The organism is Azospirillum rugosum (assembly GCF_017876155.1).
GTDB lineage: Bacteria > Pseudomonadota > Alphaproteobacteria > Azospirillales > Azospirillaceae > Azospirillum > Azospirillum rugosum.
Window position 1 is genome coordinate 425,491 of record NZ_JAGINP010000001.1, and the last position, 25,188, is coordinate 450,678.

Here is a 25,188-nt window from a genome sequence, read left to right on the forward strand (position 1 = left end):
TCAGCGATCGGCCGCATGCCGCTCCAGCGCCGCCCGCAGCAGGGCGGCGACGCGGAAGGGGCCGTGCAGGAACTTGCCGTAGGGCAGCGTCGCGAAGAATCCCAGCACGCTGCCCAGATGGACCAGCAGCAGCGGCCCCATCGCCGCCGTCTCCCGCACCGCCAGCAAGGCCAGCCCGCTGGCCGACACCAGGAACAGCTGGGCGAGCAGCGCCAAGTCGGCCCCGGCCAGTTCCGGCGCCAGGGGTTCCGGATCGGCGCCGCGCTTCAGCCACGCCAGCCCGGCGGTCCCGACCAGGATGCCCACCCCGCCCAGCGTTCCCAGCAGCACCGGCGCGCTGAGCAGCGGGTACGGCGCCGCCCAGCCCAGCGCGTGGTCGAACACCGTCGCCACCGCCGTCGCCGCGAAGCAGGCCGCCACGCCATAGGCCATGGCGTGATGGAACCGCCTCCGCGCCCGCGAGAGGCGCTCATCCCGGTCGCTGCACCCCGCCCCGCCGCCGAGGTTCCGCAACGTTACCGCATCGCGCAGGGCGTCGCGCAGCGCCGGCAGCCACCGGGCACCGCCCGGCACCGGCCCAAGACTGCGCCAATAGGACCGCACCGCCATCCCGATCGCCAGCAGCGACCAGCCCGCCGTTACCCCGGCGCTTCCCGCGATGACGCCCCAGGGCACGACCCGGTAGAAGGCCTTCGGCTCCGCGCCGACGCCCAGCAGCGCCTCCCGCGGCACCCACAACATCCCAAGCGCCAGGCACGCCGCCACCGCAATCAGCGTGACGGCCAGGACAAACCGCTCATTTTTCTGGAACAGCCGCCCCAGCGGCCGGGGCCAGGCATGGTCCTGGTAGGTGCCGTGCCGGACGCGGCTGAGGCTGCGCGGCAGGTTCAGCTGGAAGGCGTGCGGCGGGGCGTACTGGCAGGCGTGGTGGCAGGCCCGGCAGTTGTGGCAGAGGTTGGACAGGAACGCCAAGTCCACCAGGGACAGATCCCGCCGCGCCTTCAGCGCCCCGAACAGCGCGCAATAGCCGTCGCAGAACTGGCAGGCGTTGCAGATCTCCAGCGCCCGGCGGGCCTGGTCCCACATGGCGGAGGCGTCATCGCAGCGCATGGGCCGCGGCCTCCCGCCCCGCGATGCGCCCGAAGACGGCGCCGATGGTCATGGCGATGCCGGCAAGGTAACCCCGGCCGATGACGTTGGGCGCCATGATCACGCCCGCGGCGAAGATCCCGTCCAACGGGATCCCGTCCCGGTCCAGCACCCGCGCCCGCTCGTCCACGCGGACGCCGAGATGGGTAGACGTCAGCCCCGCCCGCACCGGATAGGCGCCGAAGGGTGGCACGGCGATGGGCGCGGCCACCCGGCTCTTCGGCGGGTCGAGCCCCTCCGTATTCCCGCCGCTGGTTCGAATGGCGGCGTTGTAGGCGCTCACCGTCCGCTCCAATGCCTCCGGTGCGATCCCCAGCGCCACCGCCAAGTCCCCGACGCTCCCGGCGCGGATTGTCGGAAAGATCGACGGGCGGAAGCGCCGCTCGATCGCCGAATCGAAGATCGAAAAGGCCACTCCCCCCGGACAGCGCGCGATGCGGTCGCCCCAGACGGAGAAGCGCGTCGGCCCGATGTCCGACCCCTCGTCCGCGAAGCGGCATCCATCGCGGTCCACCACGATCCCCTGCGCAAGCCCATCCAGCCGCGTGACGATCCCCCCATCAAAGCGTGGCGACCGCGCGTCCACCGCCACCATGTGCCCATACCCCGCATCCCCGACCGGCGCGGCCCCGAGGTCCAGCAGGCCCTTAAGCACCGTCCCCGTGGCGTGGGGCGTCCCGCGCGTCACGATCTGGTCCGCAACCGCGCCCCAACACTCCCGCAGCCAGTCCCGGTTGGCCTGGAACCCGCCGGACGCGGCCACCACGGCCCCTGCGCACAGGACCTGTTCGCCCCCCTGGCAACGCACGGTGACCGACGGCGCCCACCCGTCGCCCGGTTCCAGCCGGCGCACCTCGCTGTCGTAGCGGACCTCGACGCCGAGCCGCCCGGCCGTCGCGTACAGCGCGTTCACCAGCGACTTCCCGCCGCCCAGGAAGAAGGCCGTCTTGCGGGAAAAGGGCAGGTTCCCGTCGCCCGCGTCCTGGAAGCGGACACCGTTCTCCTCCAGCCAGCCGACGATCCCGGCGGAGTCGCCGATCAGCCGGTCCGCCACCGTCTCGTCCATCCGCCCGCCGGTCACGCGGCGCAGGTCGGACCGGTAGTCGTCGGCGTCGTAGCGCCCCTGGATGAAGGGCGTCGGCCCGTCGTGCATGATCCGGAAGTTGCGGGAATGCCGGGCGTTGCCGCCGCGAAGATCCTTCGGCGCGCTTTCCAGCAGCAGGACGGAGGCGCCCGACCGCCGGGCGGCGATGGCGGCGCACAGCGCGGCGGCCCCGCCGCCCACCACCACGACATCGCAACGGCGCACGGTATGCTCATCGAACCGGAAGGCGCGGACGGCCCGCGCCGGGGGGATGCGCTTTATGCACCATCGCCGCGGCCGGGACGGGGAACATTCCCCGCGCCCCCCTGCGACACCTTAACGCGTCCCCCTCGACGCCGATGCACTGATATATTAGTCCCCGCCTACGTCGAGCGGAACCGCCATCGCCTGCACACCGCAGCCCTGTGTTCCGCCCGTAACTTGTTCCGCCCGCGACTGCGCGCCCGGCGGCCCTCGCGTCCTCCGACGCCCCGCAAGCGCAAAAGGACCCACGATGTTGATACAGAGCCATGACGAGGCCGCGGGCCCTTCCCGCTCCGGACGCCCGTTGGAAACGGCCGTCGCGGCGCTTGCCCTGCGGCTGGCCCGCGTGGCCGGCCCGCGCCTCGGCAACCCCGTCCTCGACCGGCTGTCCCAGGTCTTCGCCCGGCGCCATCCCCGCGCGGCGGAGGCGTTGGCGGAATTGCCCGCCGCCACCGTGCTGGTCGATCCGACGGACCTGCCCTCAGGCCTGCTGCTCCGCCTCGGCCCCGGCGGGCTGCGCCTGCGCCTGTGCGATGCCGCCGCCACCACCGCGGACGCCATGGTGCGCGGACGCTTCGGCGCCCTGCTCGACCTTGCGGAGGGGCGGATCGACGGCGACGCGCTGTTCTTCCGGCGCGACCTGACCATCGCCGGCGACACCGCGCTGGTGGTCGCCCTGCGCAACGCCCTGGACGGCGAGGACATCGACCTCCTCGCCGAGATCGACGCCGCCGCCGGCCCCATCGGCCGCTTCGGCCCCAAGGCCCGCCAGCACGCCGCCCAAACCGCCGCCCGTGTTGCCGAAACGCTGAGTGGCCTGCGGTCGGCCCTTCTGCGCCCCGAGGCCCGGCGCCTCGACGCGCTGGAACGCCGCGTCGCCCGCGTCGAATCCCGCGTCGAATCCCGGGAGCCGTGACGTGGCCCACTTCGAACTGATCTGCCCGGCCGGCACGCCGGCCGCCCTGCGCGCCGCCGTCGATGCCGGGGCCGACGCCGTCTATTGCGGGTTCCGCGACGCGACCAACGCGCGCAACTTCCCCGGCCTCAACTTCTCCGTCCGGGAGATGGCGGAGGGCATCGCCTACGCCCACGGCCGCGGGCGCAAGCTGTTCATCGCGATCAACACCTACCCCACGGCCGGCAACCCCGGCCCCTGGCACCAGGCGGTGGACCAGGCGGCGTCGCTCGGCGCCGACGCGGTGATCCTCGCCGACTATGGGCTGCTCGACTACGCCGCGCGCCGGCACCCGCGCCTGAAGCTGCATCTGTCGGTGCAGGCATCGGCCGCCAACGCCGACGCCGTGACGCTCTACCGCGACGTCTTCGGCGTCCGCCGCGTGGTGCTGCCGCGCGTGCTGACGGTGCCGGACATCGCCCGGCTGACCGCGGAGACCGGCGTGGAGACGGAGGTCTTCGTCTTCGGCGGCCTCTGCCCCATGGCGGAGGGGCGCTGCTCCCTGTCGTCCTACGCGACCGGCCAGTCGCCGAACCGGCAGGGCGTCTGCTCCCCGGCCAGCCATGTCCGGTACGAGCCGCGCGGCACGACCCTGGTGTCGCGGCTCGGCGACTTCACCATCAACCGCTTCGAGGATGGCGAGCCCGCGGGCTACCCGACCCTGTGCAAGGGCCGCTTCGTCGCGCGCGGCCAAGCCTCCTACCTGTTCGAGGAGCCGACCAGCCTGAACGCCATCGCCCTGCTGCCGGAGTTGAAGGCCGCGGGCGTCCGCGCGCTGAAGATCGAGGGGCGGCAGCGCGGCAAGGCCTACATCGCCGCCGTCGTCGGCGCCTACCGCCAGGCGCTGGACAGCTTCGACCGCACCGGCCGGGCCGAGGTGCCGCAATTGGCCCCAACGCTCGCCGACGTCATCGAAGGCCGGCGCGACACCACCGGTGCCTACACCCGCGGCTGGCGTTGAAGGAGCCCCTGAGATGACCGCCACCATGAACGACGCACAGCTGACCCTGGGCCCCCTGCTGTTCAACTGGCCGCTCGCCGCCTGGCACGACTTCTACGCACGCATTGCCGACGAGGCGCCGGTGGACTCCGTCCATCTGGGCGAGATCGTCTGCTCCAAGCGCGCGCCCTTCTTCGCCGACCACCTGCCCGACGTGATCGAGCGGCTGACCGCCGCGGGCAAGCGCGTCCTGCTGTCAACCCCGATCCTGGTGACGACCGACAAGGAGCGGGCGGCTGTCCGCGAGTTGCTGTCCATGGACGGCGTCGCGTTCGAGGCGAACGACACTGGCGCCCTGCTCCACCTCGCCGGGCGCCCGCACGCGGTCGGGCCGTACGTCAACGTCTACAACGAGGGCACCCTGGCGTGGCTGGCCGGGCGCGGCGCCACGTCGGTGACGCTGCCCGCCGAACTGCCGGAGGCCTCCATCCGCGCCATCGCCGCCGCGGCGGCCCCGCTCGGCGTGGCGGTGGAGGTCCAGGTCTTCGGCCGCATCCCGCTCGCCATCTCGGCCCGCTGCTACCACGCGCGGTCGCACGGGCTGTACAAGGACGGCTGCCAGTTCGTCTGCGGGCAGGACGCCGACGGCCTTCCCGTCGACACGCTGGACGGCGAACCCTTCCTGGCCGTCAACGGCCTGCAAACGCTGTCGCGCCGCTATCTCTCCCTCGCCGACCGGCTGGACGGCTTGCGGAGCCTGGGCGTGTCCCGCTTCCGCCTGTCGCCCCACGCGGTCGACATGGTGGAGGTCGCGCGCCTCTTCCGCGCCGTGCTCGACGGTGCCCTGTCCGGCGCCGACGCGGACGCCCGCGTGGCGGAGCGCGTCGGGGAGGCCGGCATCACCAACGGCTTCCTTCTCGACCGGCCCGGCGCCGACTGGGTCGGTGCGGCCCATCCCTGAACGAAAAGGTCTGAATCATGCACTACTATCCCTATCCCTTCCGCCCCGATCCGACGCACGGCAAAGGCCCGAACAAGGCGTTTCTCCTGCGGCGCATCGAAGCCGCGCTCCACACCGGCGATCCGATCTTCCTCGTCGTCATCGCCGCCCTTCTCGGGATGCTGCTCGCCCTCCTCTGACGGGGATGGCCGGCCGAGACGCAGTCATGTCCATAGAAACGATGCACTTCCTGAGCGCGCAGGACGCGATCCCGTTCCTGCAGCGCAACGGGTTCAAGTTCCTCGAAGCACCGGGACGCTGGTGGAAAGGCGTCGACGGCAAGCTCGTCCGGGCCGAAATGCACATTTCGGCCTACGGGGCGCTTCTGGTGATTTCCGGATAGTCGCCGGGACACCGCGGCAACTCGACGCAGACCGGATTCCTCACAGGGCCCGTCCCACCGAAACTGGTATGACCACAACAGCCGCTGCCCGGGCCGACACACGCCCGCCCAGCGACGCGGATCACGCCGATCCCCCTTTTCCCACGGCCCCTTCCCCCGTGCACCCCTTGCTGATGCGCCTTGGGAGCGAAGGACCGGCCGAACCCTCACACGATGGCAAAGATCATGTCGTTCAACACCCTTGACCAAGCCGTGCAGACCGCCAGCGACCAGACCTACGCGCTGGACCAGTCCGCCCACATCACCAGCGACGGCCGCCGCTTCTTCGTCGAAGGCGTGGACCCGAACTGGAACGAGTTCCGCACCGTGCTGACGATCGCGCCGACGCACCTCGCGCGCCGCGTCAACTGAGCGGCCGCACGCCGCAACCGTAGTCACACGACCAGCACGCGAGGTCCCATGATGAAGCCGATGGAAACGAATGGCGACGCCTTGGACACCTTCGACGCCGAACGGTGGCTGGAGCGGCTGGCCGCGGGCGAAACGCCCAGCGACGGCTGGGAGCCGGTCTGCCGGGACCTACTTCTGGCCTACAGCCGCTTGCAACAGGAGCACAGCCGTGTCATGAGCCAGATGGTTCGCATTTTGGGCATCGTAAGTCCGGAATTTGGGGATCCGCGCTGATGGGCGAGGTCATCGGATTCGACACCGTCGAACAGAAGCGCTGGGAACGCCTGCTGGTCAGGCTGGCCGAAACGCTCGACCGGGTCCGCGCGTCCTGCGAGACGGAGCTGGCGGCCTACACGATCCTCGCCGGCCCGATCGGCTACCGGAGCGACTATCCGGAAACCGCCGCCGCGATCGCCGGCACCCTGACCTACATCGACGCCCGCATGCAGCTGCTGGCCTCCGGAGCCCCGTCGGCCGACGCGCTGGCCGAGGCGGGCCGTCTGCTCGACGACCTGCGCGCCAACGAGCCGCGCTGGACGGCGCTCTTCCTGGAAGAACGCGACCGCATCCACGCGCTGCGCACCACCCCGCCGCGCGGCTTCGGCGGCGGCACGAACTGACCCGTCCGACCGCACACATTTTCGTTAGCCCGTGCAAAATGGGCTTGCATCGAATGTGATATACTAGTATAGCTTTTTTCGTTCGGTTATCCTTTGAAGCCCATTCGGCCGTCACAGCCCTCAAGCTGTCCGACCGGTTGGCGTTTCTCCAAAAGCGACTTCAAGGCCACCAGGGCTCCCCCCGGGTGGCCTTTTTCTTTTCGGACGATCACACCGCGCGGCGACCTTTGAATGGCAGCCATGCTGCATTGCACAAGATTCGCCCGTGCGCTGCCGTCCTTCCCTGCCTAGACTTGACCCGCCATGCCCGACTGCTCCCGCCCCGCCTCCGCCGCGCTGTCCGCAGACTCCGCGACCACGACCACCGTCACGCCCGCCCGCCGGGACGACCCGCTGCGCGGGATCCTGCTGGTCGTCGTCGCGGTGTTCTTCTTCTCCTGTTCCGACGCGACCGCGAAGTATCTCAGCCAGACCCTGCCCTCCATCGAAATCGGGTGGATGCGCTACGTCGCCTTCTCGACCCTGCTCCTCCCGCTGATGCTGCGCGGCGGGCCGCAGGTCGTGCGGACGGCGCGCCCCGGCCTGCAAATCCTGCGCGGGCTCGGTATGCTGGGATCGGCGCTGTTCTTCATCATGGGCATGCGCTACCTGCCGCTGGCCGAGGCGGCGGCCACCAGCTACGTCTCGCCCGTCTTCGTTACCATCCTGTCGATCCTGATCCTGAACGAGAAGATCGGCGTGCGGCGCTGGGCGGCCGTTCTGGTCGGCCTGGTGGGCGTGCTGATCGTGATCCGTCCGGGCGGCGCCGCGTTCCAGCCCGCGGCCGTCTTCCCCATCCTGTCGGCGATGAGCTGGGCGACCGGCGTGGTCATGACCCGCAAGATGACCGGGCAGGAACGCCCGGCCACCACGCTGATCTGGACCGCGCTGACCGGCCTTGCCGTGCTGACGGCCCTGCTGCCCTTTGACTTCGCCGTGCCGACCTGGCGGGAAGTCGCGCTCGGCGGCCTGATCGGGGTGGTCTCCACCATCGCGCAATGGCTGCTGGTCCAGGCCTACCGCTACGGAGACGCGTCGGTCCTGGCCTCCTACTCCTACATCCAGATCGTCTGGTCGTCGATGATGGGGTATCTTGTGTTCGGCGCGATGCCGGACCACTGGACCTTCGTCGGCGCCGGCGTCATCATCGCGAGCGGCGTCTACACCGCGCACCGCGAACGGATCCGGCAGAAGGAACGCGCCGCGTCCCAGGCCCCCGCGGCGGCCTGAACGGAGGGAGGATAGCGGCCAAAACGGCCGATATCCCTTGCATGGCGGCGTGATATATTAATATATTGATCCGAGGCGCCGGATACGGACCCCAAAGGACCGGCGGACGGAGGATGACATGAGCGTTTCCGCGAAGCGGGTGGCTTCACTCGGCGAGTGCATGTTGGAGATGGTCCGCCGTCCCGACGGCGCCTTCACCATGGGCTTCGGCGGCGACACGCTGAACACCGCTGTCTATCTGGCCCGGCTGGGCGCTCCGGTGGACTACGTCACGGCGCTGGGCGACGACCCGAACAGCGACGCCATGGTCGCCGCCTGGACCGCGGAGGGCGTCGGCACCGGCCACGTGCTGCGCGTGCCCGGCCGCGTGCCGGGGCTCTACATGATCGAGACCGACGACAAGGGGGAGCGGCGCTTCCTCTACTGGCGCGACGCCGCCCCGGCGCGCGAGCTGTTCGTGCTGCCGCAGTCGCCGGCGCTCATCGCCGACCTCGAAAACTACGACCTGCTCTACCTCTCCGGCATCAGCCTGGCGATCTGGGGCGAGCGCGGGCGCGAGGTTCTGTTCCCCCTGCTCGACCGCCTGCGGGCGCGCGGCGGCCGCGTCGCCTTCGACACCAACTGGCGCCCGCGCCTGTGGCCGGACAAGGAGACGGCGCAGCGCGCCTATGACGCCATGTTCCAGCGCGCCGACATCGCCCTGCCCGGCGTGGAGGACCTGCGCGGCCTGTACGGCGACACCGACGCCGCCGCGGCACTGGCCCGCGTGCGCGCCGCCGGTGTGCCGGAGATCGTGCTGAAGCTGGAGCAGCCCGGCTGCATCGTCGCCACATCCGACGGGCTCCAGAAGGAGGTCCCCAGCCAGAAGGTGGCGAAGGTCGTGGACACCACCGCGGCCGGCGACAGCTTCTCCGCCGGCTACCTCGCCGCACGCCTGCAAGGCCGCGACCCGGTGGAGGCCGCCCGGTCGGCCCATCGCATCGCCGCCGTCGTCATCCAGCACCGCGGCGCCATCATTCCCCGCGAAGCGACGGACGCCGTGCTCGCCCAGGACGCCGGGTAACGCCATGGGACCCGCCCCCTTCCCCCGCGCCGCCCAACGCGGCACCACGGCGGCGGCGGCGATCTACCGCGACCTGCGCACCGAGATCGTGTCGCTGCGCCGCAAGCCCGGCGAGCCCATTTCGGAAAAGCAGATCGCCGAAGCGGCCGGCGTCAGCCGCACGCCGGTGCGCGAGGCGGTGCTGCGCCTGTCCGACGAAGGGCTGATCGAGGTCTTCCCGCAGTCCGGCACCTTCGTCGCCCGCATCCCCATCGCCGCGCTGCCCGAGGCCAGCCTGATCCGCAAGACGCTGGAGCAGCAGACGGCGCGCATGGCCGCCGAGCGCGCCACGCGCAGCCAGATCGCGGCCTTGCGCGCCAACCTGGAACGGCAGCAGGAGGTGGACGTCGCCGACGACGCCGACGGCTTCCACCAGGCCGACGAAAGCTTCCACGCGCTGATCGCAGAGATCGCCGGTTGCCCCGGCTTCTGGCCGATCGTGCAGCAGGTGAAGGTGCAGATCGACCGCTGCCGCCGCCTGACCCTGCCCGTGCGCGGCCGCATGTCCACCGTGATCGCGGAGCATGAGACGATCGTCGCCGCCATCGCCGCCGGCGATCCCGAGGCTGCCGCCGGTGCTCTCAGCGCCCATATCGATGGCCTGTTGCTGACCATCGACGACGTGCGGCACGCCACACCCCTCTATTTCTCTCTTCCCGAGGCCAAGCCATGACCGTTCCCCGCCTTGAACCCTCCCTGACCGGCGCCCGGATCGTCCCGGTGCTGGTGCTCGACAACCCGGCCGAGGCCGTGCCGCTGGCCGAGGCTCTGGTCGCCGGCGGCCTGACCACGCTGGAGATCACCCTGCGCACGCCGGGCGCGCTCGCCTGCGCCGAGGCCATCGCCGCCAAGGTGCCGGGCGCTCTGGTCGGCCTCGGCACGCTGATCCGGCCGGAGCAGTTTGCCCAGGCCCGCGACGTCGGCGCCCGCTTCGTCGTCAGCCCCGGCCTGACCGACCGGCTGGCCGAGGCCGCCAAGGCCGCCGGCCTGCCCTATCTGCCGGGCATCGCCACGGTGACCGAGGCGCTGATCGCCTACGAGCACGGCTTCCGCGAGCTGAAGTTCTTCCCCGCCATGCTCAACGGCGGCGCCCCGGCGCTCAAGGGCATGGCCCCGCTGCTCCCGGAAATCCGCTTCTGCCCGACCGGCGGCATCAAGGCGGAGAACGTCCGCGAGATCCTCAGCCTGCCCAACGTCTTCGCGCTCGGCGGCACCTGGCTGACCCCGGCCGACGCCGTCAAGGAGCGCCGCTGGGCCGACATCGAGCGCCTCGCCCGTGAGGCCTCCACCCTCGCGACACAGGGCTGAGTCGGTGCGGCGGCGCGTCGGCGTGATCGGGCTGGGCATGGCGGCGACGCCCCACGCCCAGAGCCTGCTGGACCTGGCGGAGCGGGTGGAGGTGGCCGGTTGCTTCAGCCCCTCGGCCGACCGGCGCGCCGCCTTTGCCGCGCGTTTCGGCCTGCCGGTGGTGGATCGCATGGAGACGCTGCTGGACGACCCGACCCTGTCGGCGATCCTGCTGCTGACCCCGCCGGACAGCCACGCCGACCTGGTCGCGCGCTGCGCCGCCGCGGGCAAGCACGTCCTGCTGGAAAAGCCGCTGGACGCCACGCCGGAGGGCTCCCGCGCCGTGGTCGAGACCATGGAGCAGGCCGGCCTGACGCTGGGGGTCGTCCTCCAGCACCGCTTCCGTGCGGCGGCGGAGCGGCTGACCGACCTGCTGCGCGACGGCGTGTTGGGCGACCCGCTGACCACCTCCGTCATCATCCGCTGGTGGCGCGACGGCGACTATTACGCCCAGCCCGGCCGCGGCATGAAGGCGCGCGACGGCGGCGGCGTCCTGCTGACCCAGGCCATCCACACGCTGGACCTGTTCGTCAGCCTGTTCGGCCTGCCGAGCCATGTCGCCGCCTTCGCGGCGACCAGCGGCCTGCGCCCCATCGACACCGAGGACATGGTCACGGCGTCCCTGCGCTTCGAGACCGGGATGCTCGCCACGGTCGACGCCACCACGGTCGCCTTCCCCGGCTTCCCCGAGCGGATCGAGATCGCCGGCACCAAGGGTTCCGCCATCCTCACAGGCGACAACCTGGAGGTTCAGCTCCACAGCGGGGAGACGATCCGCGCCGGGGAGACGGCCGGAACGCTCGGCGGCGGCGCCGACCCCATGGCCTTCGCCAACACCCACCACCGCGCCGTGCTGTCCGACTTCCTGGACGCGCTGGATAAGGGCGGCAGCCCGCGCGTGACCGGCCGCGAGGCGCTGAAGGTGCACCGCCTGATCGAGACGATCCTGGCAGCCTCCGACGCCTTTGCGGTGACGTCGGTCGCCACGCACTGAGTCTCCGCCCAGCTGTTCCCTCTCCCCTCCGGGGAGAGGGAAGGGGCCCGCGCGTCAGCGTGGGAAGGGTGAGGGTCGTGCGAGAATAAGCCCTGATCCTTGCCGGTACCCTCACCCGGCCGCTGTTGCGGCCACCCTCTCCCGGGGCGGGAGAGGGAGTTCTGCGCCGCCGCGCCATTCTGCCGCACCCTGGCTTCACGACGAAAACACCGCAAAACCGCGCCACGCGCAGGCACGCTCCGTCACCAGAACCCCTTGCCTCCATAACTGATATATTAATATAATACGCCAACTCCCCGATAAGGAACCCCATCATGGCCCAGCTCTCCCGTGACCTCCTCGCCGGCGGCGCGCTCGACGTCGCGCACACCGCCGGCGCGCCGGTGCTTCCCGTCACCATCCTGCAGGTGGGCGACGGCAACTTCCTGCGCGGCTTCGTGGACTGGATGGTCGACGTCGCCAACGGCCGTGGCCTGATGGGCGCCGGCGTCGCCGTGGCCCAGCCGCTCGCCCAGGGCATCGCCGGCCTGCTGAAGGCCCAGGACGGCCTCTACACCGTCCTGCTGCGCGGCATCGAGCAGGGCCGCGAGGTGGAGGATCGCCGGGTGGTCAGCTGCGTGTCCGACGCGCTCGATCCCTACGCCGAGTGGGAGCGGATGGTCGCCCACGCCACGGCGCCGCAGCTGCGCTTCGTCGTGTCCAACACCACCGAGGCCGGCATCGCCGACGTGGAGGAGCCCTACACCCCCGGCGCCTGCCAGCAGAGCTTCCCGGCCAAGGTCGCCGCCCTTCTGCACGCACGCTTCAAGGCGCTGGGCGGCACGGCCGCGACCGGCCTGGTCTTCCTGCCCTGCGAGCTGATCGAGGCCAACGGCGCCAACCTGAAGCGCATCGTGCTGGCCCACGCCAAGCGCTGGGGCCTGGAGTCCGGCTTCGCCGCCTGGGTGGAGGCGCACAACCACTTCCTGAACACGCTGGTCGACCGCATCGTCCCCGGCTACCCGCGGGACGAGGCCGCGGCACTCACGGCCAAGTGGGGCTACGAGGACACGCTGGCCGTGGCCGGCGAGCCCTTCCACGTCTGGGTCATCGAGGGCCCGGCGGCTCTGGCCGAGGAGTTCCCGCTGCACAAGGCCGGCCTGAACGTGGTGTGGACCGACGACCTGAGGCCCTACCGCAGCCGCAAGGTGCGCATCCTGAACGGCGCCCACACGGCGAGCGCGCTGGCCGCCTTTGGGGCCGGCATCGACACGGTCAAGGGCATGATGGACGACGCCACCCTGTCGGCCTACCTGTCCAAGGTGATGTTCGAGGACATCGTCCCCTACGTCCCGCTGCCCGAGGCCGAGCGCCAGGACTACGCCCGAACGATCATGGAGCGGTTCGGCAACCCCTACATCCGGCACGAGCTGATCTCGATCGCCCTGAACTCCGTCTCGAAGTGGGCGGTGCGCGTGCTGCCCAGCCTGAAGGACGCGGTGGCCGCCAAGGGCGAGGCGCCGGAGGGGCTGTCCTTCTCCCTGGCCGCCCTGCTGCGCTTCTACCAGGGCACGCTGGCGGACGGCGCCTACACCGGCACGCGCGACGCCGGCGCCTACCCGATCCGAGACGACGCGGCGGTGATCGCGGCCATGGCCGCGGCCTGGGCGGCGCACGGCAACGACCCGGCGGCGCTGGTGAAGGCGATTCTGGCCGACGCAAAGCTGTGGGGCGAGGACCTGACCCTCATCCCCGGCCTCGCCGTCCGCACCACCGCCCACCTCGCCGCCATCCAGGCCAAGGGCATGCGCGGCGCCCTGGCAGGGCTGCTGGGCGCGTAAGCGCCATCACAGTCCAGCGGCACCAACAAAGACGGAAGGGGGCGAAAGCCCCCTTCCTTTTTTGTTGCCGTCACGCCGCGCGCGTCACGGGTCGGCGATGAAATAGTCGGGCAGCTGCTTGCTGCGTTCCCCGAACTCGGCCGCCAGCTTCTCCAGATGCAGCTTGATCGCCGCCTCCGCGGCGTCGGGCCGATGCTCGGCGATGGCGGTGACGGCCGTCGCATGCTCGTCCACCAGACGCACCATGCGGCCCGGATCGGGCAGGGTCAGGCGGCGGTAGCGGTCGATCTGCACCTTCACCTGCTGGATCAGCGTCCAGACCCCGGGCAGCCCGGCGACGTCGGCGATGGCCGCGTGGAACTCCTCGTCGGCGCGGTGGAAGGCTTCGGCGTCGCCGGTTTCGGCGGCCACGCGCTGCCGCGCGATCAGGTCTTGCAGGCGGGCCACCTGCTGCGGCGTCGCGCGTTGCGCGGCGTAGCGGGCGGTCGTCTCCTCCAGCGCCGTGCGGAGCCTCATGGATTCCGGAAGGTTCGCCAGGGGAATGCGGGCGACGAAGGTGCCGCTTTGCGGAAACACCTCCAGCAGCCCTTCGCCGGCCAGCTGCCGCACGGCCTCGCGCACCGGGGTCCGGCTGACCCCGTAGGTCTGGAGCAGATCCTTCTCGATGACCGGCTCCCCCGGCTTGCGCTTCAGGGTCATGATCTCGGCGCGGAGTTGCTGGTAGATGCTCTGCGCCGCCGTGGCCCCGCGCCCGCGGGATGCCCGCGACGGATGCGGCGCGCGGCGACGGCTGGCCGCCGATTCCGCGTCGGCGGTTCCCGCCGCGCCCATCCCGTCACCGGTCGTCATGTTCGTGTCCATCGCCGTCCTTCGCCGGTCGGTCCCGTGTCCAGGGCCGGCTGGCCGATCCTTGTTGTTGGTCGCCGCCTTTGCGTCCCGTCCAGGGCGGGGCGGCTCCGGAATGCCAAGCAACAGATACAACAGCGGGATCCGGCCGCGATAGCGTCTTCTGGCGGCCACACCGCACCCGCGTCGCGCACACCCCGGACGCGGTGCCCCCTGCGGCAAACTGTCACCATCCCATCGCAGCGCTGTGGCTCGGTCTGTAATACTAGTATTCTAGCTTACAGAGATCAGCGCCGGGCGCCACGGGAAGGCAGCCAGGGCGGGCACGAAGCCCAGCCCGGCCGGAACCCCGCGGCAACCGGTCGAACAACGCGGCCACAGCGCTCCCACAGAAAAATCCGGGAGCCGCCCACCAGGAGTGCCGGTAATGGACATCAAAAAGCGCATCGATCGCATCCCCGGCGGGATGATGATCCTTCCCCTGTTCCTTGGCGCCTGCCTGAACACCTTCGCGCCGAACACCGGGAAGTTCTTCGGTTCCTTCACCAACGGCCTGATCACCGGCACCCTGCCGATCCTGTCCGTCTGGTTCTTCTGCATCGGCGCCAGCATCAGCCTGAAGGCCACCCCCCTGGTCCTGCGCAAGAGCGGCGTCCTGGTGTCGGTCAAGATCATCACCGCGGCGCTCGCCGGCGTCATCGCCTCGCTGTTCATCCCGGCCGACGGCATCACGTCGGGCTTCTTCACCGGCCTGTCGGTGCTGGCCATCATCGCCGCCATGAACGACACCAACGGCGGCATGTACATGGCGCTGATGCAGCAGTACGGCACCAAGGAGGAGGCCGGCGCCTTCTGCCTGATGTGCCTGGAATCCGGACCGTTCATGACCATGGTCACGCTGGGCATCGCCGGTCTCGCCAGCTTCCCCTGGCAGACGATGGTCGGCGCGCTGCTGCCCTTCGTCATCGGCTTCGCGCTCGGCAACCTCGACAAGGACCTGCGCGCCTTCTTCAGCCAGGGCGTGTCGGTGATGGTGCCCTTCTTCGCCTTCGCGCTGGGCAACAACCTGAACTTCACGACCATCATGAACACCGGCCTGCTCGGCATCGTGCTCGGCCTCGCGGTGATCGCGGTGACGGGCTTCACGCTGGTGCTGGCCGACATCTTCCTGGCCAAGGGCAACGGCACGGCCGGCATCGGCGCCGCCTCCACCGCCGGCGCCGCCGTGACGGTCCCGCCGATCATCGCCTCCATCGAGCCGAACTTCGCCCCGGTCGCCCCGGCCGCCACCGCGCTCGTCGCCACCTGCGTGGTCGTCACCTCCCTGCTGACCCCGGTCCTGACCGCTTGGTGGGCGCGCCGCTACGGCGTCCTGTCGCCCCGCTACAAGGCGGCGGAGGCGACCAAGGCCTCCCTGACCGTCGCCCCCGCGGAATGAGCCATCCAGATCACCGTCGGCTGAATGCGGCACAAACGAGAGTTCCGATCATGAAGATTTCCGTTCGCCACCCGTCCCATCCCGACGCCGTCCGCGGCTACGACACGGCGACGCTGCGCGACCACTTCCTGGTGTCGTCGATGTTCCAGCCCGACGACATCGTCCTGACCTACAGCCACATCGAGCGCTTCGTGGTCGGCGGCGCCATGCCGGTCGCCGGCCCCCTGAAGCTCGAAGCCCCGAAGGAGATCGGCTCCCCGAACTTCCTGGACCGGCGCGAGCTGGGCGCGGTCAACGTCGGCGGCCCCGGCCGCGTCACGGTGGACGGCGCCGTCTACGATCTGGACACCCGCGACTGCCTCTATGTTGCCATGGGGAGCGAGGACGTGCGCTTCGAAAGCCTGGACCGCCGGAACCCCGCCAAGTTCTACCTGAACAGCACGCCGGCCCACGCGCGCTTCGAGACCATGAAGATCTCCATCGCGCAGGCCAAGCAGCGCCACCTCGGCGACCCGTCCACGTCCAACGAACGGACGATCTTCCAGATGATCCACCCGGACGTCTGCAAGACCGCGCAGCTGGTGCTCGGCATGACCATGCTGAAGCCGAACAACATGTGGAACAGCATGCCGTGCCACACGCACGACCGGCGCAACGAGGTCTATTTCTACTTCGACCTGCCGGAAAGCGCGCGCGTCTTCCACTTCATGGGCGAGCCGACGGAGACCCGCCACATCGTCATGGCGAACGAGGAGGCGGTGATTTCCCCGCCCTGGTCGATCCACTGCGGCGTGGGCACGCACAACTACACCTTCATCTGGGCCATGGGCGGCGACAACCAGGCCTTCGACGATATGGACCAAATTCCCCTGGCCACGATGCGCTGAGCGGAGACACACGTTATGATCAATCCTTTTGACCTGACGGGCAAGGTGGCGCTGGTCACCGGCGCCAACACCGGCATCGGCCAGGGCATCGCCGTGGCGCTCGCCAAGGCCGGCGCCGACATCGCGGCGGTCGACGTCGCTCCGCTCGACGAGACCCAGGACCTCGTGGAGGCGGCCGGGCGCCGCTTCCTCGGCCTGAAGGCCGACCTGACCAGCATCGCCCCGGTTCCAGGCCTGATCGAGGAGGCCGTCGGCCGCTACGGCCAGCTCGACATTCTGGTCAACAACGCCGGCCTGATCCGCCGCGCCGACGCGGTGGACTTCACCGAGGCCGACTGGGACCTCGTGATGAACATCAACATCAAGACGCTGTTCTTCTTCTGCCAGGCTTTCGGCCGCTACGCGATCAACGCCGGCCGCAAGGGGAAGATCATCAACATCGCCTCCATGCTGTCCTTCCAGGGCGGCATCCGCGTCCCCTCCTACACGGCGTCGAAGAGCGGCGTGGCCGGCATCACCCGGCTTCTGGCCTGCGAGTGGGCCGGCAAGGGCATCAACGTGAACGCCATCGCACCGGGCTACGTCGCCACCAACAACACGGCGGCCCTTCGCGCCGACGAGAACCGCAGCGCCGAGATCCTGGGCCGAATCCCGGCCGGCCGCTGGAGCGTGCCGTCCGACATGGGCGGCCCGGCGGTCTTCCTGGCGTCGGAAGCCGCCGACTACATCCACGGCACGATCCTCCCCGTGGACGGCGGCTGGCTGGCCCGGTAACCACGGTCCCTCTCCCCTCCGGGGAGAGGGTGCCCGCGAAGCGGGCGGGTGAGGGTCATGCGAGAATAGGCGACTGATCCTCGCATGACCCTCACCCTTCCCACGCTTCGCGCGGGCCCCTTCCCTCTCCCGGGGCGGGAGAGGGAGTTCTAGACCATCCACCACCGCCAAGGCAGAATGCCGCAGTCCGCCGTACCGGCGGACATGATGGATGGTACCGCCGCGCGGGCGGGAAACTCGGATGGCTGATGCAGCGGTGATTCTGGCGCTTCTTTCCCTGGCGATCTGGCTGGTGCTGGTCCTCGGCCGCGGCGGCTTCTGGCGGGCTGACCAGCGGCTCCCCCCGGACTGCGACGAGTCCTTCTCCGTCAGGATCGCCTCCGTCGTTCCGGCGCGCGACGAGGAGGACGGCATCGGCCGCGCCCTGTCCTCGCTGCTCGCGCAGACCGGCGTGACGCTCACGACCGTCCTGGTGGACGACCACAGCCATGACCGCACTCGCGCTATTGCCGAAGACCTGGCCGCCGAAAATCCCGGCCGGCTGATCGTCACCGGCACCGCCCCCCTGCCGCCGGGCTGGAGCGGGAAGCTGTGGGCGGTGGCGGAAGGCATCCGCTGCGCCGAGCGCGCGGTTCCCGACACCGACTATCTGCTGCTGACCGACGCCGACATCGAGTTGGGTCCCGGCACGGTGCGCCGTCTGCTCGCCAAGGCGGTGCGGGAGGATCTCGACCTCGTGTCGCTGATGGTGGAACTGGACCACCGCGGCCCCTGGGCGCGGCTGCTGATCCCGGCCTTCGTGTTCTTCTTCCAGAAGCTCTACCCGTTTCGCTGGGTCAACGACGCCAAGCGCGGCACCGCGGCGGCTGCCGGCGGCTGCGTGCTGGTGCGCCGCACGGCGCTGGAGCGGATCGGCGGGATCGCCGCGATCCGCGGCGCGCTGATCGACGACTGCACGCTGGCGGCGGCGGTCAAGCGCTCCGGCGGCAAGATCTGGCTGGGCCTCGCCGATTCCGCCCGGAGCCTGCGCGACAACCGTTCCCTGTCCAGCATCTGGACCATGGTGGCGCGCACCGCCTACACCCAGCTGAACCACTCGCCCTGGCAACTGGCCGGCGCCACGCTGGGCATGGTCGTGACATATCTGGTGCCGCCACTGGCCGTGCTTTCCTGGCCGCTGCACGGCAGCACGGGTACGGCCCTGGCCGGGGCCGCCGCGTGGGTTCTGATGATCGTGAGCTTCCGGCCGACCCTGCGGCTCTACGGGCAACCCGCTCTGCTCGGCGCGCTGCTGCCGCTGGCCGGGCTGGCCTACAGCCTGATGACCCTGGACTCCGCGCTGCGCCACTGGCGCGGCCGCGGCGGCCAGTGGAAGGGGCGGACCTACCCGGCGCCGGATCAGCCCTCCGCCTGAAGCCCATCCTGGACAAGCGCGACGCCCTTCACCTGGGCGAAGACGTCCTGCCCGGCGGCGAGCCCCAGCGCGTCCCACGACTTGCGCGTGACGCGGGCGAGCAGGCGCGCGCCCTGCCCCTCGGCGCCCAGCGCCACGACCGCCATCATCTGCACCTCGTCCTGCCGCTCCGCCGCGACGATGCGCGCCGGCAGGGAGTTCAGGATGGTGCTGCCGGTCGAGGGCTGGCGGGCGAGGCTGATGTCCGACGCCGCGATGCGCACCCGGCGTCCGGCCCCCACCGCGCCCAGGTTCCCGGGCACGAGCAGCCGCCCGCCCTCCAGGCGCAGCGCGGTCAGGCCGTAGGCCTCCTCATGCCCCTCCACCACCGCGGGCAGGGTCACGCCGGCTTCCGGCATGCGGGCGATGGGCAGGGACGGGTCGGCCTGGAGGTCCTGCATCGGCCCGGCGGCGACCACCCGCCCTTCCCGCAGCAGCACCAGATGGTCGGCCAGCCGCTCCACCTCCGCGATGTCGTGGCTGACGTAGAGCACCGGCACCGGCAGCACGCCGTGCAGCCGTTCCAGGTAGGGCAGGATCTCCTCCTTGCTGAAGCGGTCGAGCGCCGCCAGCGGCTCGTCCATCAGCAGGAGGCGTGGCTGCGACAGCAGCGCCCGTCCCACCCCGACGCGCTGCCGCTCCCCGCCCGACAGATGCTCCGGCGAGCGGTCGAGCAGGCGCGCGAGCCCCAGCAGGTCCACCACGTCGTCCAGGCGGATGCTCTCCGGCACGCCGCGCCCGACCGTGCGGCGGTGGCCGAACAGCAGGTTGCTGCGCACCGACAGGTGCGGGAACAGGCTCGCCTCCTGGAAGACATAGCCGATCGGCCGCTTGTGCGTCGGGCGGAAGTGGCGCTCGTCCTGCCAGACGTCGCCGTCCAGCGCCATGCGCCCGCCCAGCCTTTGCAGGCCGGCGACGCAGCGCAGCACCGACGTCTTGCCGCAGCCGGACGGCCCGAACAGGGCGGTCACCCCGCGCCCCGGCGCCTCGAACGCGACGTCGAGCGCGAAGCGCCCGAGCGTCCCCTGGAATCGCGCGGTCAGGCTCATCGGCGCGCCTGCCCGATGCGCTTCTCCAGCGTCATCATCGCCAGGATCACCGTGAAGGAGAAGACCAGCATCCCGCCGGCCAGCCAGTGCGCCTCCGCCCATTGCAGGGTTTCGACATGGTCGTAGATGGCCACCGACAGGACCTTGGTCTTGCCGGGTATGTTGCCGCCGATCATCAGGACGACGCCGAATTCCCCCATGGTGTGGGCGAAGCCCAGCACCGCGCCGGTCAGGAAGCCGCGGCGGGCCAGCGGCACCGCCACGGTGAAGAACATGTCCAGCGGGGAGGCGCGCAGGGTCGCCGCCGCTTCCAGCGGGCGGTCGCCGAACGCCTCAAAGGCGTTGCGGATCGGCTGCACCACGAAGGGCATTGAGTACAGGACGGAGCCGATGACCAACCCTTCGAAGGTGAAGGCCAGCGACCGCGCCCCCCACAGCGACGCCACCCAGCCGCCGGGCCCGTCCGGCCCCAGCAGGGTCAGCAGGTAGAAGCCCAGCACGGTCGGCGGCAGGACCAGCGGCAGCGCCACCACCGTGGCGACCGCCTCCTTCCACCAGGCGCGCGACCGCGCCAGCCACCAGGCCAGCGGCGTGCCGACCACCAGCAGGATCGCGGTGGTCAGCGTCGCCAGCTGCAAGGTCAGGACGATGGGCTGCCAGTTCATGACGGGCCGGCTTAGTTCGACACGGCCGTGCCGTAGCCGAACTTGGCGATCACCCTGCCGGCCTCCGGCCCCTTCAGGAAGGCGACGAAGGCCTTGGCCGCCTCGTCCGACGCGCCCTTCTTCAGCAGCACGGCGTCCTGGCGGATCGGCTCGTGCAGGCTTTCCGGTACGACCCAGCGGGAGCCCTCGCCCTTCTCGATCACCTGCGACAGGGCGACGAAACCGACCTCCGCGTTGCCCGTCTCGGCGAACTGGTAGGCCTGGGCGATGGTGTTGCCCTGAACGATCCTGGGCTGGAGCGCATCGTAGACGCCCAGCTTCTTCATGGCCTGCACCGCCGCGGCGCCGTAGGGGGCGAGCGCCGGGTTGGCGATGGCGACCTTCTCGAAGGACGCAGTCTTCAGCGTGTCCTCGCCGGTGACCGTCGCCGGGTTCTTGCTCCACAGCACCAGCCGGCCGATGGCGTAGGTGAAGCGGCTGTCGGCGACCGCAAGCCCCTCCTCCACCGCCTTCCGCGGCGTTTCGTCGTCGGCGGCCAGCAGGACGGTGAAGGGTGCCTCCTGCTTGATCTGCGCATAGAACTGCCCGGTCGCGCCAAAGCTCAGGACCGCCTTGTGCCCGGTCTTCTCCTCGAAGACCTTGGCGATCTCCTTCGCCGGGGCGGTGAAGTTCGCGGCGACCGCGACGTTGGTTTCACCGGCCCGGGCGGTGGTGGCGGTGACCGACAGCAGCGCGACGGTGGCGAGCAGAAGGCGCTTCATTCCATTGACCCCCATGACTGAATCAATCGACGGCAAGAATGATGTGCGACGCATCAATCAGCGCGCAGGCCGGGCCGCCGACGGCGAGTCCCAAGTCCTCCGCGCTGTGGCGCGTGATGATGGCGGTCAGCGTCTTGCCGCCGCCGATGTCGAGCGTGATTTCGCTGTTGACCGCGCCGTCCTCCCGCCGGGTCACCGTGCCCTCGATCCGGTTGCGGACGGAGGTGCGGCGGGCCTCGTCGGCCGGGGCCAGAATGACGAAGGGAGCCTTGATCAGCGCCGTCGCCTCGCGCCCGGGGATCAGGCCCAGCTCGCGCACGCTGTCGCGGGTGATGACGGCGGTGATGGCCGTCCGCTCCGACAGGGTCAGCGTGACCTCCGCGTTGACCGCGCCGTCTTCGATGGCGGTCACCGTTCCGCGCAGGGCGTTGCGTGCACTGGTGCGCATGAAGAACCCCCACATCAGCCCGGCCGCGGACAGCCCCGTGCCGTCCAGGTCCGGTTCCAGCGCCTTGAAGGCGCGCGCCATCTCCCCCTCCAGCCGGTGGAAGGCGGCGACCAGCCGCAGCCCGGCCGGAGTCAGCGCCGTGCCGCCGCCGCGCCGGCCGCCGGCCTGCGCCTCGACCAGCGGCTGGCCGAACAGGTTGTTCATGGCGTCGACGGCGTCCCACGCGGCCTTGTAGGTGATGCCGACCGCACGCGCCGCGCCGGAGATGCTGCCCTCGCGCCCCACCGCCTCCAGCAGCCGGATGCGCTCGCCCCCGATCGGGGAAGCGCCGCCTCCGGCGAGGGAGACCTGCGGATGGATGGGCTTGGGCGGCGGCATGCGGGATGGCCTCAGGCGCTATATATGGCAGGTATATAACCATGCCGGCGCGAGGGTCACCACCCGCTTTTTTTGCGGCGCACGCATTTTTTCGGCAGCGCCGCGTCAGTGCGGCGCACCCCCAACCGTCAGCCCAGCATGTCCGCCAACGTCGCCCGGCAGCCCTTCGTCAGCAGGCTGTCCAGCGCCGCCACGACTGCCAGGCCGAAGCCGGCGTCGGCCACCAACTCGGGGGCGAAGATGTCGTCGATGGCGAACAGCGTGCCGGCCAGCGCCGTGGCGTCGCGCCCGGCCGACGCCACGGCGGCCCTCAGGCGGGCGGCCAGCGGATCGGCGATCTCGTAGGCCGCGCCCTTCTCCGTCTCCTCCAGCGTGAAGCGCATCCAGGCGGCGACGGCCAGCGCGATGAAGCGCGGCGTGCGTCCCCCGCGGACATGCTCCAGCGCCGCCTCCAGCAGGCGAGGCGGCAGCTTCTGCGAACCGTCGGACGAGATCTGGATGGTGCGGTGGCGAAGCGCGGGGTTGCGGAACCGCTCCTCCAGCGCCGCGGTGTACCGCGCCGGGTCGACGCCGGGGATCGGCGGCAGGGTCGGGATCAGGTCCTCGTCCCACAGCCGGCGGATGACCGATGGCAGCTGCGGGTCGCGCATGGCATCGGAGATCGTCTCGATGCCCGACACCACGCCCAGGTAGGCGAGCGCGGTGTGCGCGCCGTTCAGGCAGCGCAGCTTCATCACCTCATAGGCGTGAACATCCTCCACCAGCAGGGCGCCGACCTCCTCCCAGCGCGGGCGGCCGAGCGGGAAGTCATCCTCGATCACCCACTGCCGGAAGGGCTCGGTCACCACCGGCCACGCATCCTCGCAGCCGAGCGCGGCGGCGACCGCCACCTTGTCCTCGTCGCGGGTGGCCGGCGTGATGCGGTCCACCATGGTGCAGGGAAAAGCGACGCGTTCCGCAATAAAGCGCCCGAGCACCGGGTCGCGCAGCTCCGCGAAGCGCGTGACGATGCGGCGCACCGTCTTGCCGTTCTGCGGAAGGTTGTCGCAGCACAGCACGGTGAAGGGCTCCATGCCTGCGTCGCAGCGCCGCTTCAGCCCCTCGACCAGCAGGCCCGGAACGCTGCGCGGCGCCGTGGTGCCGGCCAGATCGGCGACGATGGCGGGATGCGCCTCGTCCAGCGCGCCGGTCGCGGCGTCCTGGCAATAGCCCTTCTCCGTGACGGTCAGCGTGACGATCCGGACGCGCGGGTCGAGCATACGGTCCAGCACGCGCTCCGGCTCCTCCGGGATGACCAGCGCCTCCAGGAAGGAGCCCACCACCCGCGGCGCGTCGCCGTCCGCCCCGCGGACGAGCAGGGTGTAGAGGTTGTCCTGCGGCTCCAGCGCGTCGCGGATGGCCGGCGACAGCGGGTCGGCGCCGATGATGCCCCAGTCCGTGTCCCCGGCGGCGATCGCGTCGTCCGTATAGACCGCCAGATGCGCCCGGCAGAAGGCGCCGAGCCCGATGTGCAGGATGCCGGGAGTGACTTTGCTCCGGTCATAGGCGGGCCGCTGCACCGTTTGCGGAAGGGCCGCCAGCCGTGCGGTGTTGAGCCGGGCGGACGCGCCGTCCGGGTTGGACGATGTGGACATGACGCTTTGATCCTTACGTGTCGGGCGCGACCGGCCCCGCATGAGGTCGTCAAGGGGCATGCCGTCCGCGCGGAGCGGACAGCCGTGGCCGTGCCAGCGAATTTTAAAAAGCGAGGTGGTGCCTAATTCCCCTCTCCCGCCCCCGGCGGGAGAGGGAGGGACCCACGCCATTGGCGTGGGAGGGTGAGGGCAAGGTTTCTCGGGAGGACCTAGCCCTCACCCTCCCACTTCGTGGGCCCCTCCCTCTCCCTGCGGAGCAGGGAGAGGGGTAGAAAGACGCGCTATCACCAATTCCACAGCGTGCCGTCGGCCAGGCGGGCGACGGGCAGGTAGGCCGGGTTGTAGGGGTACTTGGCGGCCAGCGTCTCGTCGATGTCGACGCCATGGCCGGGCACCTCGCCGGGCAGCATGTAGCCGTCCTCGAAGCGGTAGGCGTGCGGGAAGACCTCGTCGGTTTCCGGGCAGTGCTCCATGTGCTCCTGCACGCCGAAGTTCGGGACCCAGGTGTCGAAGTGCAGGGCGGCCCCCATGCAGATGGGCGACAGGTCGGTCGCGCCGTGGCTGCCGGTGCGCACTTGGTAGAGTGCTGCGAGGTCGGCGATGCGGCGCATGTGGGTGATGCCGCCGGCGTGCACGACCGAGGTGCGGATGTAGTCGATCAGCTGGTTCTGGATCAGGTCCTTGCAGTCCCAGATCGTGTTGAACACCTCGCCCACCGCGACCGGCGTGACCGTGTGCTGGCGGATCAGGCGGAAGGCCTCCTGGTTCTCGGCGGGGGTCGGATCCTCCATCCAGAACAGGCGGTAGGGCTCCAGGCTCTTGCCCAGCCGGCCGGCCTCGATGGGGGTCAGGCGGTGGTGCACGTCGTGCAGCAGGTGCGGCCCCATGCCGTGCTTCACGCGCACCGCCTCGAACAGCTTGGGCGCGAAGTCCAGATAGGCCTCCGTCGACCAGACCGACTCCTCCGGCAGGCCCTTGGTGGCGGGCTCGTAGAACTTGCCCTTGGCGACGCCGTAGACCCCGCTCAGGCCCGGAACGCCGGACTGGGCTCGGATCGCCTTGTAACCCTTCTCGATGTATTCGCCGACACGGTCCACCGTCTCCGCCACGTCGCGGCCGTTGGCGTGGGCGTAGACCATCACGCCGGTCCGGCTCTTGCCGCCCAGCAACTGGTACAGCGGCATCCCGGCGAGCTTGGCCTTGATGTCCCACAGCGCGGTGTCCACCGCGGCGATGGCCGACATGGTGACCGGCCCGCGGCGCCAATAGGCGCCCTTGTACAGGTACTGCCAGATGTCCTCGATCTGCTGCGGGTCGCGGCCGATCAGGCAGGGGATGACGTGGTCCGTCAGGTAGGACGCGACCGACAGCTCGCGTCCGTTGAGCGTGGCGTCGCCGACGCCGTACACGCCCTCGTCGGTGACGATCTTCAGCGTGACGAAGTTGCGGCCGGGGCTCGTCACGATCACGTACGCGTTCTGGATTTTCATGGGAGGCTCCGGGACCCCTGCGGGTCCG

At 70.5% G+C, this 25,188-nt stretch carries 27 protein-coding genes; 18 read left to right on the plus strand and 9 right to left on the minus strand.

Annotation, left to right across the window (positions count from 1 at the left end; translation table 11 throughout):
* Both tcuB and tcuA read right to left on the minus strand, forming a co-directional pair.
* Positions 1-1,110 (minus strand): tricarballylate utilization 4Fe-4S protein TcuB, encoded by a 1,110-nt coding sequence (gene tcuB / locus J2851_RS02005; RefSeq protein WP_209763035.1) that lies wholly within the window; start codon positions 1,108-1,110, stop codon positions 1-3.
* A complete protein-coding gene (gene tcuA, locus J2851_RS02010) occupies positions 1,097-2,458 on the minus strand; it encodes an FAD-dependent tricarballylate dehydrogenase TcuA (RefSeq protein ID WP_209763037.1) in 1,362 nt (453 codons plus the stop codon). Before tcuA ends, tcuB begins: the two co-directional genes overlap by 14 nt.
* Positions 2,459-2,801: 343 nt before the next feature.
* Here tcuA and ubiT point away from each other — a divergent pair, with 343 nt between their 5' ends.
* The 14 genes from ubiT to J2851_RS02080 all read left to right on the plus strand — a co-directional run bounded on the left by ubiT (position 2,802) and on the right by J2851_RS02080 (position 13,337).
* Positions 2,802-3,413, plus strand: a complete 612-nt coding sequence (gene ubiT / locus J2851_RS02015) for a ubiquinone anaerobic biosynthesis accessory factor UbiT (protein ID WP_209763039.1) — start codon at positions 2,802-2,804, stop codon at positions 3,411-3,413.
* A 1-nt stretch (position 3,414) separates the two neighbouring features.
* Positions 3,415-4,413 carry a ubiquinone anaerobic biosynthesis protein UbiU gene (gene ubiU / locus J2851_RS02020; protein ID WP_209763041.1) on the plus strand — a complete coding sequence of 333 codons (999 nt, stop codon included), beginning with the start codon at positions 3,415-3,417 and terminating at the stop codon, positions 4,411-4,413.
* A 13-nt stretch (positions 4,414-4,426) separates the two neighbouring features.
* Entirely contained in the window at positions 4,427-5,353 is a 927-nt protein-coding gene (gene ubiV / locus J2851_RS02025; RefSeq protein ID WP_209763044.1) for a ubiquinone anaerobic biosynthesis protein UbiV, read from the plus strand.
* A gap of 17 nt (positions 5,354-5,370) precedes the next feature.
* Positions 5,371-5,532 (plus strand): hypothetical protein, encoded by a 162-nt coding sequence (locus tag J2851_RS02030; RefSeq protein WP_209763046.1) that lies wholly within the window; start codon positions 5,371-5,373, stop codon positions 5,530-5,532.
* Between the two features lie 26 nt (positions 5,533-5,558).
* Positions 5,559-5,735 carry a hypothetical protein gene (locus tag J2851_RS02035; protein ID WP_209763048.1) on the plus strand — a complete coding sequence of 59 codons (177 nt, stop codon included), beginning with the start codon at positions 5,559-5,561 and terminating at the stop codon, positions 5,733-5,735.
* A gap of 225 nt (positions 5,736-5,960) precedes the next feature.
* A complete protein-coding gene (locus J2851_RS02040; RefSeq protein ID WP_209763050.1) occupies positions 5,961-6,146 on the plus strand; it encodes a hypothetical protein in 186 nt (61 codons plus the stop codon).
* A gap of 48 nt (positions 6,147-6,194) precedes the next feature.
* Positions 6,195-6,419, plus strand: a complete 225-nt coding sequence (locus tag J2851_RS02045; protein ID WP_209763052.1) for a hypothetical protein — start codon at positions 6,195-6,197, stop codon at positions 6,417-6,419.
* Complete coding sequence (locus tag J2851_RS02050; protein ID WP_209763054.1) at positions 6,419-6,805, plus strand: hypothetical protein; 387 nt, start codon at positions 6,419-6,421, stop codon at positions 6,803-6,805. Before J2851_RS02045 ends, J2851_RS02050 begins: the two co-directional genes overlap by 1 nt.
* 303 nt (positions 6,806-7,108) lie before the next feature.
* Positions 7,109-8,074, plus strand: a complete 966-nt coding sequence (locus J2851_RS02055; RefSeq protein WP_209763056.1) for a DMT family transporter — start codon at positions 7,109-7,111, stop codon at positions 8,072-8,074.
* Between the two features lie 118 nt (positions 8,075-8,192).
* The gene (locus J2851_RS02060) at positions 8,193-9,137 is read left to right on the plus strand and encodes a sugar kinase (RefSeq protein ID WP_209763058.1); all 945 of its coding nucleotides are present in this window, start codon (positions 8,193-8,195) and stop codon (positions 9,135-9,137) included.
* Between the two features lie 4 nt (positions 9,138-9,141).
* The gene (locus tag J2851_RS02065) at positions 9,142-9,849 is read left to right on the plus strand and encodes a GntR family transcriptional regulator (RefSeq protein ID WP_209763060.1); all 708 of its coding nucleotides are present in this window, start codon (positions 9,142-9,144) and stop codon (positions 9,847-9,849) included.
* Positions 9,846-10,484, plus strand: a complete 639-nt coding sequence (gene eda / locus J2851_RS02070; protein WP_209763062.1) for a bifunctional 4-hydroxy-2-oxoglutarate aldolase/2-dehydro-3-deoxy-phosphogluconate aldolase — start codon at positions 9,846-9,848, stop codon at positions 10,482-10,484. The genes J2851_RS02065 and eda overlap by 4 nt, the downstream gene beginning before the upstream one ends.
* A 4-nt stretch (positions 10,485-10,488) precedes the next feature.
* Positions 10,489-11,517, plus strand: a complete 1,029-nt coding sequence (locus tag J2851_RS02075) for a Gfo/Idh/MocA family protein (RefSeq protein WP_209763064.1) — start codon at positions 10,489-10,491, stop codon at positions 11,515-11,517.
* Between the two features lie 314 nt (positions 11,518-11,831).
* Positions 11,832-13,337 (plus strand): tagaturonate reductase, encoded by a 1,506-nt coding sequence (locus tag J2851_RS02080; protein WP_209763066.1) that lies wholly within the window; start codon positions 11,832-11,834, stop codon positions 13,335-13,337.
* 84 nt (positions 13,338-13,421) lie between these two features.
* Here the strand turns inward: J2851_RS02080 and J2851_RS02085 are convergent, their stop codons facing one another.
* A complete protein-coding gene (locus tag J2851_RS02085; RefSeq protein WP_209763069.1) occupies positions 13,422-14,198 on the minus strand; it encodes a GntR family transcriptional regulator in 777 nt (258 codons plus the stop codon).
* A 412-nt stretch (positions 14,199-14,610) separates the two neighbouring features.
* Here J2851_RS02085 and kdgT point away from each other — a divergent pair, with 412 nt between their 5' ends.
* The 4 genes from kdgT (at position 14,611) to J2851_RS02105 (ending at position 18,696) form a co-directional block, all read left to right on the plus strand.
* The gene (gene kdgT, locus J2851_RS02090) at positions 14,611-15,621 is read left to right on the plus strand and encodes a 2-keto-3-deoxygluconate transporter (RefSeq protein WP_209763071.1); all 1,011 of its coding nucleotides are present in this window, start codon (positions 14,611-14,613) and stop codon (positions 15,619-15,621) included.
* Positions 15,622-15,671: 50 nt separating this feature from the next.
* Complete coding sequence (gene kduI / locus J2851_RS02095; RefSeq protein ID WP_209763072.1) at positions 15,672-16,508, plus strand: 5-dehydro-4-deoxy-D-glucuronate isomerase; 837 nt, start codon at positions 15,672-15,674, stop codon at positions 16,506-16,508.
* A 15-nt stretch (positions 16,509-16,523) separates the two neighbouring features.
* On the plus strand, positions 16,524-17,282 hold the full coding sequence (gene kduD / locus J2851_RS02100; protein ID WP_209763074.1) for a 2-dehydro-3-deoxy-D-gluconate 5-dehydrogenase KduD: 759 nt from the start codon (positions 16,524-16,526) through the stop codon (positions 17,280-17,282).
* Positions 17,283-17,523: 241 nt separating this feature from the next.
* Entirely contained in the window at positions 17,524-18,696 is a 1,173-nt protein-coding gene (locus J2851_RS02105; RefSeq protein ID WP_209763076.1) for a glycosyltransferase, read from the plus strand.
* On the opposite strand, the gene modC is transcribed toward J2851_RS02105, so the two are convergent.
* From modC to manD, 6 genes are all read right to left on the minus strand, one after another.
* Positions 18,681-19,784, minus strand: a complete 1,104-nt coding sequence (modC, locus tag J2851_RS02110) for a molybdenum ABC transporter ATP-binding protein (RefSeq protein ID WP_209763078.1) — start codon at positions 19,782-19,784, stop codon at positions 18,681-18,683. The genes J2851_RS02105 and modC overlap by 16 nt on opposite strands.
* Complete coding sequence (gene modB, locus J2851_RS02115) at positions 19,781-20,449, minus strand: molybdate ABC transporter permease subunit (RefSeq protein ID WP_209763081.1); 669 nt, start codon at positions 20,447-20,449, stop codon at positions 19,781-19,783. Before modB ends, modC begins: the two co-directional genes overlap by 4 nt.
* 11 nt (positions 20,450-20,460) lie before the next feature.
* Complete coding sequence (gene modA / locus J2851_RS02120; protein ID WP_209763083.1) at positions 20,461-21,210, minus strand: molybdate ABC transporter substrate-binding protein; 750 nt, start codon at positions 21,208-21,210, stop codon at positions 20,461-20,463.
* Between the two features lie 22 nt (positions 21,211-21,232).
* Positions 21,233-22,036, minus strand: coding sequence for a TOBE domain-containing protein (locus tag J2851_RS02125; RefSeq protein ID WP_209763085.1), 804 nt, complete (start codon positions 22,034-22,036; stop codon positions 21,233-21,235).
* A gap of 128 nt (positions 22,037-22,164) precedes the next feature.
* The gene (locus J2851_RS02130; protein ID WP_209763087.1) at positions 22,165-23,670 is read right to left on the minus strand and encodes a mannitol dehydrogenase family protein; all 1,506 of its coding nucleotides are present in this window, start codon (positions 23,668-23,670) and stop codon (positions 22,165-22,167) included.
* A gap of 284 nt (positions 23,671-23,954) precedes the next feature.
* Complete coding sequence (gene manD / locus J2851_RS02135) at positions 23,955-25,160, minus strand: D-mannonate dehydratase ManD (RefSeq protein WP_209763090.1); 1,206 nt, start codon at positions 25,158-25,160, stop codon at positions 23,955-23,957.
* Positions 25,161-25,188: the final 28 nt, after the last annotated feature.